Annotated in this window: 8 protein-coding genes and 2 pseudogenes; 3 read left to right on the forward strand and 7 right to left on the reverse strand. The window is 70.3% G+C overall.

What is annotated here, in order from left to right; all coding sequences use genetic code 11:
- From HY68_RS45605 to HY68_RS28370, 3 genes and pseudogenes are all read right to left on the reverse strand, one after another.
- Nucleotides 1-458, reverse strand: a pseudogene (locus HY68_RS45605) (hypothetical protein); the annotation flags it as partial.
- Between the two features lie 225 nt (nucleotides 459-683).
- The gene (locus HY68_RS28365; RefSeq protein ID WP_041994111.1) at nucleotides 684-1190 is read right to left on the reverse strand and encodes a carboxymuconolactone decarboxylase family protein; all 507 of its coding nucleotides are present in this window, start codon (nucleotides 1188-1190) and stop codon (nucleotides 684-686) included.
- 79 nt (nucleotides 1191-1269) lie between these two features.
- Complete coding sequence (locus HY68_RS28370; protein ID WP_041994114.1) at nucleotides 1270-3654, reverse strand: excinuclease ABC subunit UvrA; 2385 nt, start codon at nucleotides 3652-3654, stop codon at nucleotides 1270-1272.
- Nucleotides 3655-3835: 181 nt separating this feature from the next.
- Here HY68_RS28370 and HY68_RS28375 point away from each other — a divergent pair, with 181 nt between their 5' ends.
- Together HY68_RS28375 and HY68_RS28380 are read left to right on the forward strand one after the other, a co-directional pair.
- Nucleotides 3836-6601, forward strand: coding sequence for an NACHT domain-containing protein (locus HY68_RS28375; protein ID WP_052457208.1), 2766 nt, complete (start codon nucleotides 3836-3838; stop codon nucleotides 6599-6601).
- A 50-nt stretch (nucleotides 6602-6651) separates the two neighbouring features.
- Nucleotides 6652-7011 (forward strand): hypothetical protein, encoded by a 360-nt coding sequence (locus HY68_RS28380; protein WP_041997417.1) that lies wholly within the window; start codon nucleotides 6652-6654, stop codon nucleotides 7009-7011.
- 98 nt (nucleotides 7012-7109) lie between these two features.
- Here the strand turns inward: HY68_RS28380 and HY68_RS28385 are convergent, their stop codons facing one another.
- The 3 genes from HY68_RS28385 to HY68_RS28390 all read right to left on the reverse strand — a co-directional run bounded on the left by HY68_RS28385 (nucleotide 7110) and on the right by HY68_RS28390 (nucleotide 11014).
- The gene (locus HY68_RS28385) at nucleotides 7110-9101 is read right to left on the reverse strand and encodes a peptidase M6 (protein ID WP_241778704.1); all 1992 of its coding nucleotides are present in this window, start codon (nucleotides 9099-9101) and stop codon (nucleotides 7110-7112) included.
- A gap of 205 nt (nucleotides 9102-9306) precedes the next feature.
- Entirely contained in the window at nucleotides 9307-9435 is a 129-nt protein-coding gene (locus tag HY68_RS46075) for an LPFR motif small protein (RefSeq protein WP_277816771.1), read from the reverse strand.
- Between the two features lie 97 nt (nucleotides 9436-9532).
- Nucleotides 9533-11014, reverse strand: coding sequence for an MFS transporter (locus HY68_RS28390; RefSeq protein WP_041994116.1), 1482 nt, complete (start codon nucleotides 11012-11014; stop codon nucleotides 9533-9535).
- A 125-nt stretch (nucleotides 11015-11139) separates the two neighbouring features.
- On the opposite strand from HY68_RS28390, the gene HY68_RS28395 reads away from it, so the two are divergent.
- Complete coding sequence (locus HY68_RS28395; protein WP_041994118.1) at nucleotides 11140-11811, forward strand: TetR family transcriptional regulator; 672 nt, start codon at nucleotides 11140-11142, stop codon at nucleotides 11809-11811.
- Here HY68_RS28395 and HY68_RS39695 read toward each other — a convergent pair.
- Nucleotides 11808-12327: pseudogene (locus HY68_RS39695) on the reverse strand (hypothetical protein); the annotation flags it as partial. The gene HY68_RS28395 and the pseudogene HY68_RS39695 overlap by 4 nt on opposite strands.

Here is a 12327-nt window from a genome sequence, read left to right on the forward strand (position 1 = left end):
CCGGCCGAGCCGCCCCCGGCCGAGCCGCCCCCGCCGTCTCCGACGTGCCCGGCGTCCCCAAGGCGTCCGGCGAACGCGTCCGGCCAGCGGCGGCGCAGATACGCGGGGAGCGCCACGGCGAGGGCGAGGCCCATCCCCACGAACCCCGTCTGCACCAGCGCCGCTTCCCAGCCCGGCATCGAGGCCCCGCCGTCGTCGCCCTTCGCCGCGTCGTCCGAGTGGCCGAGCAGCGAGCTGAGAACGGCGTACGGCAGGATCGGCACCAGGAACCCGGTCCCCACCCACACCACGAAGAGCAGCGGCCCCGCCGGTATCCGCATGCCCCACGGCCGCACCAACGCGAGGGCCGCCGCGATCCCGAGCGCCGCCATCCCGATCGTCGCGGTGTTGAGTGCCACCCACTCCGCGAGACTGAACCCGGCGCCGACCGGGAGCACGCCCAGCAGCGAACCGACCACCCATGACGACTTGATGAGTAATTACGGCGTCAGCGCCGCCGCACCCCCGTACGCACCGATCCGACCTGCTCTGTCCCACCGTTCCACCGGAGTTCCCCCTCCGCCCGTCACCCGCATCGGTCGGGGACCAGCGTGGCGCGCGGTGGTGTCCGCAGGCGTCAACCGCCGGGGGTATCCGGGTCAGCCGTCAGGATGAGCTGAGACAAAACCGATCCGTAACCGCCGTCAGACCCAGGGGTCGGCGAACGACCGGCCCGGTACGGGCTTGGCGATCAGGGCGAGCGGGATGAAGAAGGTGACCTGTCCGATGACGGTGATCAAGGCGACGAGCGCCTTCTCGTCGTAGTACTCGGACACCTGCGCGTACAACTCGTCAGGCACCCGCTCACCGTGCGCGGACGGCTGGAGCACGGCCTCCACCAGCGCCAGCGCGGCCCGTTCGGCGCCGCTGAAGTACGTCGCGTCCTGCCAGGACGAGACCGCCGTGATCCGCTCCTCCGACACACCGGCCTTGCGCAGCAGGCCGGTGTGCAGCACGGTCAGATAGGTGTTGCCGACGATCTGGCCCGCGCGCAGGTGCACCAGACCGATCGTGCTGCGCGGTACCGCCTGGCCGCCGGTGGCCCGGAACAGCGCCGCCGACACCTCCGCCAGCTCGGGAAGCAGCTCCTCGGGCCGGGTGGCCAGCCGCGGCGGAGCCGGTACTTCCGCGGTGATGGGACGTGCTCGCATAGGGTGTTCCCTTCGGGTTTCCGTGGTGCCGTCACCGCACTGACGGAGCCCGGCGAAGGAATGTGACCGGCGGTCCCGCTCAGTTCCCGACGTACGCCGCCAGATGCTCGCCGGTGAGGGTGGAGCGGTCCGCCACGAGGTCGGCCGGTGTGCCCTCGAAGACGATCCGGCCGCCGTCGTGTCCGGCGCCGGGACCCAGGTCGATGATCCAGTCGGCGTGCGCCATGACCGCCTGGTGGTGCTCCACGACGACGACCGACTTTCCGGCGTCCACCAGCCGGTCGAGCAGACCCAGCAGCTGCTCCACATCGGCCAGATGCAGCCCGGCGGTCGGCTCGTCGAGGACGTAGACACCGCCCTTCTCGGCCATGTGGGTCGCCAGCTTCAGCCGCTGCCGCTCGCCGCCGGACAGGGTGGTCAGCGGCTGGCCCAGGGTGAGATAGCCGAGCCCCACGTCGGCGAGCCTGCCGAGGATCGTGTGCGCCGCCGGCGTACGCGCGTCACCCGCGCCGAAGAACTCCTCGGCCTCGCCCACCGACATGGCGAGGACCTCGCTGATGTCGCGCCCGCCGAGGTGGTGTTCGAGCACCGCGGCCTGGAACCGCTTCCCCTCGCACTCCTCACACACCGTGGCGACACCCGCCATCATCGCCAGGTCGGTGTAGATGACCCCGGCGCCGTTGCAATTGGGGCACGCGCCCTCGGAGTTGGCGCTGAACAGGGCCGGCTTCACCCCGTTGGCCTTCGCGAACGCCTTACGGATCGGGTCGAGCAGCCCGGTGTACGTGGCGGGGTTGCTCCGCCGCGAGCCGCGGATCGCGCCCTGGTCGATCGAGACGACACCCTCCCGCCCCGACACCGAGCCGTGGACCAGCGAACTCTTGCCGGACCCCGCCACCCCGGTGATGACGGTGAGCACCCCGAGCGGGACGTCGACATCGACGTCCCGCAGGTTGTGCTCGGCGGCGCCACGGATCTCCAGCGTGCCGGTGGGCTTGCGCACGTCCTCCTTGAGGGTCGCCCGGTCGTCGAAGTGGCGGCCGGTGAGGGTGCCGCCGGTCCGCAGCTCCTCGACGGTCCCCTCGAAACAGACACTGCCGCCCGCCTTGCCGGCGCCGGGACCGAGATCGACCACATGGTCGGCGATCACGATGGTCTCCGGCTTGTGCTCCACGACCAGCACCGTGTTGCCCTTGTCCCGCAGCCGCAGCAGCAGCCCGTTCATGCGCTGGATGTCATGCGGGTGCAGACCGATGGTCGGCTCGTCGAAGACGTACGTGGTGTCGGTGAGCGAGGAGCCGAGATGGCGGATCATCTTGACGCGCTGCGACTCACCGCCGGACAGCGTGCCGGCAGGACGGTCGAGCGCCAGGTAGCCGAGACCGATCTCCTCGAACGATTCGAGCGTCCGCAGCAGCGCCGTGAGCAGCGGCGCGACCGACGGCGCGTCGAGCCCGCGCACCCAGGCCGCCAGGTCGCTGATCTGCATCGCGCACGCGTCGGCGATGCTGATCTCGCCGATCAGCGACGACCTCGCCGCCTCGCTGAGCCGCGTCCCCGCACACTCGGGGCACGCGGTGAAGGTGACCGCCCGGTCCACGAACGCCCGGATGTGCGGCTGCATCGCCTCCCTGTCCTTGGACAGGAACGACTTCTGCACCTTGGGGATCAGCCCCTCGTAGGTGATGTTGATGCCGTTGATCTTCACCTTCGTCGGCTCGCGGTACAGGAAGTCCCGCATCTCCTTCTTGGTGTACGCGCGGATCGGCTTGTCCGGGTCGAGGAAGCCCGACTCGGTGAAGGGCCGCAGCGTCCAGTGGCCGTCGATGCTGTAGCCGGGGACGGTGATCGCACCCTCGGCGAGCGACTTGGAGTCGTCGAAGAGCTGAGCCAGATCGATGTCGGAGACGGCGCCCCGGCCCTCGCAGCGCGGACACATGCCGCCGGCGCGCGTGTAGGTCTTCCGTACGGTCTTGGCCGCACCGCGCTCGACCGTGATGGCGCCGGTGGCACGGACCGAGGCGACGTTGAAGGAGTACGCGTTGGGCGGGCCGATGTGCGGCTGCCCGAGCCGGCTGAAGAGGATGCGCAGCATGGCGTTGGCGTCGGTCGCCGTACCGACCGTGGAGCGGGGGTCGGAACCCAGCCGCTGCTGGTCCACGATGATCGCGGTCGTCAGCCCGTCGAGCACGTCGACCTCGGGCCGCGCCAGCGTCGGCATGAAGCCCTGGACGAAAGCGCTGTAGGTCTCGTTGATCAGCCGCTGCGACTCGGCGGCGATCGTGCCGAACACCAGCGAACTCTTGCCGGACCCCGACACCCCGGTGAACACCGTCAGCCGGCGCTTCGGGATCTCGATGCTGACGTCCTTGAGGTTGTTCACACGCGCGCCGTGCACGCGGATCAGGTCGTGCCTGTCGGCGGCGTGCGGCGCGCTCGGCTGCGCGTTCGTCCTCTTGGCCATGAGTGTCGTCTCTCCATCTGCCGGGCGCCGCTTCGCGGTCGCGGCGGCCTCCACACCGACGAACGCTAGCCGCCGCCCGGTGACCGTGCTTCTCGATTCCTGACCGAAGGGTGAACACGCCGAATCCGCTGACCGGAGCGTGTCGCCTGGCTACGCTGATCAACCGATCGAAGGAGTGGCCATGGACCCGACAGTGCCCACCGCCCGGCTCGCTTCGAGCGTTGTCGTACCCCTGGTCAAGAAACTCTTCCAGCAGGACGGTCCCGGAGCCGGCCTGGTCGACCGTCCGGTGCGGATATCGTCCCTGGTCAGCTTCCGGGGCGAGAAGCGCACCCTGTCCGAACAGGACCTGCACAAGCTTACGGCCACACTCGTGCGGCGCGCCGTCGAGCCGGCGGGCCCCGGTGAGCGGCCGGTGCCGATCGGCGAGGACGCGTCCGTCGCGCTGGCCCTGGCCCGCACGCTCTACAGCCTCGGTGACCTCGACATGGAGGACGTGCAGGCCGTCCGGTTCGGTCCGCAGGCCCTCGCCCGCGCCATGAGGTCCGTGGAGCCGAACGCCACGCGTCATCTGTCGGCCGCCGCCGCCAATCTCCACGACGCGCTGCTGGAGACCGCGTGCGTCTACATCCTGCACTTCTTCACCCAGCGCTCCACCTTCGTGCCGAGGACGCTGGTGCAGCACAGCCAGGCACTCGCCGATTCGCTCGCGCGCACCGACGAACTGCTCAGACGCGTCCCTTCGCAGTTCACCCAGGACGCGCTCTTCGAGGCGCGCTACGCCGCCCACATCGCGCACAAGCACAACATGCTGACGATCTACGGCATCGACCTCACCAACTCGCCGGAGCAGTGGCCGCTCGACGCCGCGTACCTGAGCCTGGAGGCCGGCTTCGCCCACGAGTCGCGGCGCGCCCCGATCCGCGGGGAACACGCCACCATCCGCGCCGAGCACGCCTTCCACGGACGGGACAGGGTGCTGTTACGCGGCGAGGCGGGCTCGGGCAAGACCACTCTGGTGCAGTGGATGGCCGTCACGGCCGCGCGCCAGGACCGGGCGGTCCTCAGAGAGGGCGGCAGCCCGCTCGCAGCGTTCGCCGACCGCGTCCCCTTCGTCCTGCCCATCCGGTCGCTGACCCGCCAGGACGACGACCTGCCCACCCCCGACCACTTCCTCAGCCGGATCCGGAGCCCGCTCGCCGCGGCGCAACCGCCGGGCTGGACGGACCGGGTGCTGGCCGCAGGCCGCGGTCTCATCCTGATCGACGGTATCGACGAGACACCGGAGAAGGTGCGCGAGCGCACCCGGCGCTGGCTCCAGGACCTGATCACCGTCTATCCCGGCAACCTCTGGCTCGTGACCTCGCGCCCCTCGGCCGTACGACCGCGCTGGCTGGCCGCCGAGACGTTCGCCGAACTGTCGCTGGCCCCCATGAGCCGCAGCGGCGTCGACTCCTTCATCCACCGCTGGCACAACGCCGCCCGCAGTGTGAGCGAGAGCGACGAGCAGCGCGAACAGCTCGACATGTACGAGACGTCCCTCGGCGCGGCGGTCCGCAGCAAGAACGACCTGGCGCGCCTGGCCACCAACCCGCTGATGTGCGGGCTGATCTGCGCCCTGCACTGCGACCGGCGCGGCTACCTGCCCCACGCGCGCAAGGAACTGTACGAGGCGGCGCTGTCCATGCTGCTCTCGCGCCGTGACCGGGAGCGGGACATGGCGTCGCCGGACGGCGTGGAACTCACCGAGGAGCCCAAGATCCGGCTCCTCCAGCGCCTCGCCTACAAGTTCATCCTCAACGGCAAGGCCGAGCTGGACTACAGCCACGCGGAGCGCATCATCGCCGACACCCTGCCAGGTGTCCCGGTCGCGGCCGCACAGGGCGACGCGTCCACGATCTTCCGCCATCTGCTGCTGCGCAGCGGGCTGTTGAGGGAGCCGGCGGACGGTTCCATCGACTTCATCCACCGTACGTTCCAGGACTACCTCGGTGCCAAGGCCGCGGTGGAGGAGGGGGACATCTCCCTGCTCGTCCTGCGCGCCGCGGAGACGCAGTGGGAGGACGTCATCCGGATGGCGGCGGCCCACGCCAGACCGGCCGAATGCGCGGAGTTCCTGCTCGACATCGCCCGGCGCGGCGACAGTTCGAACTCCGGCTACCGCAGGACCCAGTTGCACCTGGTCGCCGCTGCGGCGATGGAGCACGCCACCGAACTGCAGCCGCGCGTCCGCGCCGAGATCAAGGAGCGTACGGCCGCACTGATCCCGCCGAGGACCTCCGCCGAGGCGAAGGACCTGGCGGGCATCGGCTCGGTCGCGCTGGAACTGCTGCCGGGACCGCACGGCCTCACCGACGAGCAGTGCCTGCTCACCGTCGAGACGGCCGTCCTGATCGGCGGTGAAGCGGCGCTGCCGTTGCTCAGCCAGTACCGGGACCATCCCGCCGTGCCCGTACAGCAGTTGCTGTCCACCGCCTGGCACCGCTTCGACACCAGGGCGTACGCGGAGAGTGTGCTGGCGGGACTGACCGAGGACGAGGTCTACTACGAGGTGACCAGCCAGGACGAGCTGACCACCCTGCGCGAGCTGGCCGCCCCCAGCCGGTTGCGGGTGGCGGACGGGCTCACCTCGGCCGACCTGGTCCGGCATGTGCGGCCCGAGCGGCTCACCCATCTGTGGGTGCCGGGATCGATGTCGGCCACCTGGTTCTGGCTCTCCGGCTTCCCGCTCCTGCACACCCTGACGCTCGCGCCGGGCCGCCCCGAGCCCGCGCCGGGCGTACCGGTACCGGGCGCGCCGGTGCCGACGCTGGACCTGTCCTCGCTCGCGGCGCATCCGGCGCTGCGGACGGTGCGCGTGGTGGTGGACCAGCCGCTCGCGGGCACGGAGCATCTGGCGGGGACGGTCGAGGTCGTGGAGGTCCGGCAGACCGAGCTGACCTGGTGAGCCGCGTGCGGCCGAGGAACCACAGCGGCCGGCTGATCGTCTTCGAGGGTATGACTTCCGCTCTCATCCTGGGATTCGATCCGCACGCGGTGCCCGGCATGGACGGGGACGCGATGCGCGCGGTCCTCGACGACGAACTCGCCCGCTTCGGCGAGCACGGCATCGACGCCTCCATGACACTGCTCGCGCCGGACGCTACGGCCGAGGCCGCCGTGGTGGCGGCGCTGTCCGGGCGTGTGTGGGACGTGGTGGTCATCGGCGGCGGTATTCGCAAGCCGGAGCCTCTGCTGACGTTCTTCGAAGAGGTCGTGAATCTGGTCCGGCGGCATGCGCCGGGGGCCGCCATCGCGTTCAACACCAGCGGCGGCGACAGTGTCGAGGCGGTTCAGCGGCGGCTGCCGCAGGCGTGAGGAGAGCCCCCGGAACGGTCAGGTCGTTCTGGGGGCTCGTTCCGTACCGCTCGTACGGCTTGTACGCCTCGTGCGGCTGTACGCCTCATGCGGCGGCGTCAGCGCCGTACGGTGCAGGTCGCGGTGGCCGTCTTGTGCGGGTCGCTCTCCGAGCGGGCCGTCAGTGTCACCTTCCCGTTCTTCGCGGCGTTCCTGCCCGCCGCCACCGCGACGTTCACGGTCGTGTGCTGACCGGCCTCGGCCGTGGCCAGGGCGGTGGGCAGCTCCACCCGCCAGCCCTTGCTGCCGGTCTTCGCGGACAGCCGGTAGACGTCAGCGTCCTCGTACGCCGCCGCCTTGCCGGCGGCGCCGCGTGCGGCATGCCCGGTGTTGGCGAGTCCGAACGTGCAGACCGCGCCCTTGCCGCTCGCCTTGCCGCCCGCGTTGCCGTGGGTCAGTGCCACACCGCGCTTCTGCGTCCCCGACCCGTCGAGCGAACGGACCGCCACGGTGTACGAGAGCTCGCCGGCGGCTGTCGTCTTCTTGCCGATGACGTAGAACTGCAGCCGGTTGGCCTTGTCCGTGTACTCGTACGCGCTGCCCGAGTCGGTGCCCGCGTGGAACAGGCCGTCGTTGAGCTGGCGGTAGTCACCGATCGAGCGCATCACCTTCGTACCGTCCGGCCTGGTGAAGTCGACCATGCCGATGTCCTGCGGATTGGCGTCGATCATCCAGCTGAAGCAGAGGTAGCCGCAGCTGTCGCCCTCGTCGTCGAAGGGCTTGTTCTTCGTGAGCATCACCCCGTGGTCGGGGGTGAAGGAGTCCGCGCCGATCCGCTGCACGGTCTCGATGGTGTAGTCGCTGAAGCCGGGTCCCGCGCAGAGCGGATCCTTGGCGACGTCGCACGCCGGGGTCTTGTCCGTGCCCAGATCGACCCGGACGCCCTGCAGCGCGTTCTTCTTCACCTTCGCCGACCTGGCCCGTACGTCGAACACCGCGAGGCCGTTGTCGGCGAGGGACTGCGGGGACAGCGTCAGCAGCTGCTCGTCGTCGATGAAGCCGAGCTTCGTCTTCGTCCGGACGGTCTGTCCGGCCGGCATGGACGCCCCCTCGGTGGCCGGTACCTGCCACCGGTTGTGCGGTCCGCCGGGACCGTTGAAGGAGCCGCGGTCGAGCACGTCGAAGGGGCCTGTGCCGGCCCGGTGGAAGGGCTCCACATACGGATTGTTGTTGTTGTCACCGACGTCGAAGGTGTGGGTGATCTCGTGGGTGATGGTCCCCGAGCTCTCCCCCTGCCGGATGCCGGAGTTGCCCCAGAGCTGCGAGCCGGCCTTCCAGGAGGTGAAGCCGGTGTAGCGGCTGCGTACGGCGTTGGGCAGCGCCGGGTCCGGCGGGCCCCACTCGTCGGGGACGTCGTCCGGCGTCTGGAACTTCATCTCGCCGAACTCCTGCCAGACGGACGTCTCGTCGTAGCCGGCGTAGATGCGCATCACCCGGTCGAAGGAGTTCGCCTGGTCGGCGCCCACGTCCTTCTTCCAGAGCGGGTCGATGTCCCGCTCGATGCTGCCGTCGCAGGTGTGCCCGGCCGGACAGCCCGTGCCCTCCTGGCCGATGTCGTTGAGCCCGTACTCGTACGAAGGACGCGGCGCCTCGTACTGGCCGAGGGGGACGAACTCGACACCGATGCGGCCGTTCGTCTGCTCCATCCAGTACTGGTTGACGGTGTGGCCGTGGTTGAGCGCGCTGGGCTTGTTGTAGAAGTCCGCGTAGAACCGCGCGATGTCGCCGCGCCCCACGGGGTCGATCTGCGGATTGCCGAAAGGATCGCTCTTCTTGGGCAGGGTCATGACAAAGGGTTGGTCCGGGAAGTCGACAGCGACCAGCGCGATCTTCAGCTTCTGCTGGGTGGGCCGCAGATCCGGATCCGCCCAGTGCGTACCGGGCACGTCCTGGTAGTCGCTCCAGGTCATGTTCTGCTGGTCTTCGGGATGCTGCGGGTCGACGGGGGCGAACGGGTCCCCGATCCGCGCGGCGGCCGGTGCGGCGCCCATGGGGCTCGCGGGCGCCGCACCGGCGTTGCCGATCACGGCAGCCCCCACAGCGACGGTCACTACCGCCAGCGTTCTCGCCTTTCGGCCGATCAGACCTGACCTCACGTGGCACTGCCTCCTGAGCGTCGCCGTTCCATAAGCCGAACGCTCGGAGCGTAGAACTGCCGCAGGGCAGTGTCAACGGGGTAGCCCTAACCAGCGGTTGCGGGAAACATGCCGGTAACTCTGGCCCGCCGACCGCTGGAGGGGTGTTCCGTATAGCGAACTAGTGGTGTCCGTGCGCCGAGTCCGACGCACCGCCGAAGAGCCGGGCGACAAGACGGAACGGCAGTGTCACGACAGTGGCGACAGCACCACCGACGGCCCGGAACATGTCTGCGATTGCCTTGAACATGGGACCTCCTTGAGAGTGCGACCCGCCTGTGCGTTTGTGGGACACCTACGAGCTGGTTACTTGTTCGCCTGCCCGCGTTCGCGGCGGATAGACAAGGTCAGCCCTGTTGTGGGACGCCGGCGGCCTGGACGGTGGTGTCGGTCGCGGGTTGCCGGGACACGACAAGCCCGATGGCGGCGGCGGTGAGGGCCGCCGCGGCGCAGATGGCGAACAGGACGCGGTAGCCGCTCAGCGAGGGCAGCTCGGCCGGGCCCAGGTGCAGGGTGACGGCCGAGAGGATGGCCCCGCCGACGGCGCTGGCGAGGGAACTGCCCAGGCTGCGGGAGAGGGCGTTGATCCCGTTGGCGGCGGCGAGCTGCGACGAGGGGGTGTGGGTGTTGATCAGCGCGGGCAGCGCGGCGTAGCCGACCCCCGTACCGGCTCCGATGATCGAGCTGCCGACGACGACCTGCCACAGCGAGTCGACGAAGACCATACGGAACACCAGTCCCGCGGCGATCACCACACCGCCGAGGGCCAGCACCCGCGCGGGCCCCCAGCTCGCGATGACCTTGGCGGCCACGGGCGCGAGCAGGAGCATCAGCAGTCCGCTGGGCAGCAGGCACAGCCCGGCGGTGAGGACCGAGGAGCCGAAGCCGTAGCCGGTCGCCTCCGGCGCCTGCACGTACGAGGTGGTGCCGGTGAAGCTCGCGAACAGCGCGAAGCCCACGAACATCGACGCGATGTTGGTCAGCGCGATCGGCGGACGCTTGAGCGCCGACATGTCGATCAGCGGGTTGGTGACCCGGGACTCCACCTTGGCCAGGGCGACGAGCGACACAACGGCGACGCCGAACAGCCCGATGATCCTGAACGAGCTCCAGCCCCAGGAGCTGCCCTGCGAGATGCCGAGGATCAGGCAGACCAGGCCGACGGTGAGCAGGGTGATGCCCGCCCAGTCGATCCGCCGCTCGCGGGCCGCCGGCGGCTCGGAGACCAGGGCGAAGATGAGGGCCCCGCTGATCACCGCTCCGCCCGCGCCGATCCAGTACAGGATGTGGTAGTCGGCGTTGTCCCCGATGAGACCGGCCAGCGGCAGGCCGAGGGCGCTGCCGATCCCGAGCATCGCGCTGACCAGCGCCGTCGCCGAACCGCGGCGCTGGGCCGGCAGGACGACGGCGAGCAGGCTGATGCCGAGCGGAATGGCGGCGGCCGACACCCCCGCCACGGCGCGGCCGATGAGCATGACCGTGAAGTTCGAGGTGAGCGCGTCGATCACCGATCCGACGGCGAGCCCGCCGAGGCTGAGCAGCAGCACCAGACGGCGGCCGAACATGTCGGCCAGCCTGCCGAGCACCGGCACCGAGACGGCGGCGACGAGCAGGGTCGACGTCAGCAGCCACTGCGCGTTGCCCACCGAGGTGTGCAGGTCGCCGGTCAGCTCCGGCAGCACCGGGATGATCAGGGTCTGGGCCAGCGCCGCCGCCAGCGCGCCGAGACCCACGGCGATGATCTGGAGGTTTGTGCCAAGTCCCGAGCCCTCATCGCTGTCCCGCGCGGGCGGGGAGAGGTTTTCGACGCTTGCGGGTGTCTCGGTCATCCGATTTCCTGCCCGTTCACAGTGTGCTGACATCAGCGATGCAATCGTTTGATTACATCCGGGGAGACCCTACGAGCGGCGGAGCGGCGAGTCAATCAAGCGATTACATGAGGGAGGATGGTGCCATGCACACCACGCCGCCCGCCAAGGACCCCCGGCCGCGAGACGCCGAAGCGACCCGCCTGGCCTTGCTGCGATCGGCCAGACGGCGCTTCGCCGTCCTCGGCTACGACCGGACGACGACGCGCGACGTGGCGGACGACGCAGGCGTCAACCTGATGCTGATCAACCGCTACTTCGGCGGCAAGCAGGGCCTGTTCCAGGCGGTCGTGGCCGCGTCCCCCGACCCGCTGGCCGACAGCGAGTCCTCGGCCGCGGGCATCGTCGACGACTTCCTCGACGGTCTGCGCCCCGACGCGTGGTCCGAGTTCGGCAGCCACCCCATGCTCCTGCTGCTGCGCGACAGCAGCGTCGACGCGCAGATCCAGGGGCTGCGCACGCTGGCCATGGACAACGCGGTCGCCCGGATCGTCGCGGTGAGCGGCGCCGGGTCGGAGGGTGCGGCAGGCTCGGACGGTGCGGCCGACGCGCCCTCGCGGTCGGAGCACGAGACACAACTGCGCGCCCAGCTCGTGCTCGCGCTGTTCAGCGGGGTGATCGCGCTGCGCTCGATGGCACCCGTCGAGCCGCTGGCATCGGCCGATGTCGGCGATCTGCGGTCGGCGATCGAGGACGCGATCGACGCGCTGGTCGGCCCGGCGGGCAAGGCGTCCCGGACCGGGGGCGAAGGGTCCTAGGTCGGCTCCTGCCCCGCCCAGGTCGGCTCCTGCGCGGCCAGTGAGCCGAGGAGGGCGCCGAAACCGTACGGTGCCCGGAAATCGGCGCGCCCCGAGGTGAGCACGGGACATCCGTCGGTGCGCAGGATCGTACTGCCGGTCCGTTCCAGCGCCGCCACCAGCGCGTGGTCCTCGCTGTGCGGAAGGGCGGGGAACCCGCCCGCCCGGAGGTACGCCGCAGCCGCCACGCCCAGATTGGCGCCGTGCACGTGCGGATGCGCCCAGGCGGCGCCGACCGGGCGCCCCGCGAAGTAGTGGGCGTCATGGCGTGCGACGGTCGTGGCGCCGAGGGTGGGGTGCGGAGCGACCCGTACCGTCCCGACGACACAGTCCCAGCCGCCGCGCGCCTGCCGCAGCTGATGGGCCAGCCAGTTCCTCGGTACCAGCGTGTCGGCGTCGGTGGTGGCGAGCCAGATCCCCGGCGTGCCGGTGTGCCCGTCGCCCGGCCCGGCTTCCGTGCTCAGCCAGCCGAGCGCG

The organism is Streptomyces sp. AcH 505 (genome assembly GCF_000818175.1).
In the GTDB taxonomy this organism is placed as follows: domain Bacteria; phylum Actinomycetota; class Actinomycetes; order Streptomycetales; family Streptomycetaceae; genus Streptomyces.

Coding starts and splice junctions, on each gene's coding strand:
- HY68_RS28365 (WP_041994111.1), bottom strand. CDS start 1,190: ATGCGAGCACGTCCCATCACCGCGGAAGTACCGGCTCCGCCGCGGCTG.
- HY68_RS28370 (WP_041994114.1), bottom strand. CDS start 3,654: ATGGCCAAGAGGACGAACGCGCAGCCGAGCGCGCCGCACGCCGCCGAC.
- HY68_RS28375 (WP_052457208.1), top strand. CDS start 3,836: ATGGACCCGACAGTGCCCACCGCCCGGCTCGCTTCGAGCGTTGTCGTA.
- HY68_RS28380 (WP_041997417.1), top strand. CDS start 6,652: ATGACTTCCGCTCTCATCCTGGGATTCGATCCGCACGCGGTGCCCGGC.
- HY68_RS46075 (WP_277816771.1), bottom strand. CDS start 9,435: ATGTTCAAGGCAATCGCAGACATGTTCCGGGCCGTCGGTGGTGCTGTC.
- HY68_RS28390 (WP_041994116.1), bottom strand. CDS start 11,014: ATGACCGAGACACCCGCAAGCGTCGAAAACCTCTCCCCGCCCGCGCGG.
- HY68_RS28395 (WP_041994118.1), top strand. CDS start 11,140: ATGCACACCACGCCGCCCGCCAAGGACCCCCGGCCGCGAGACGCCGAA.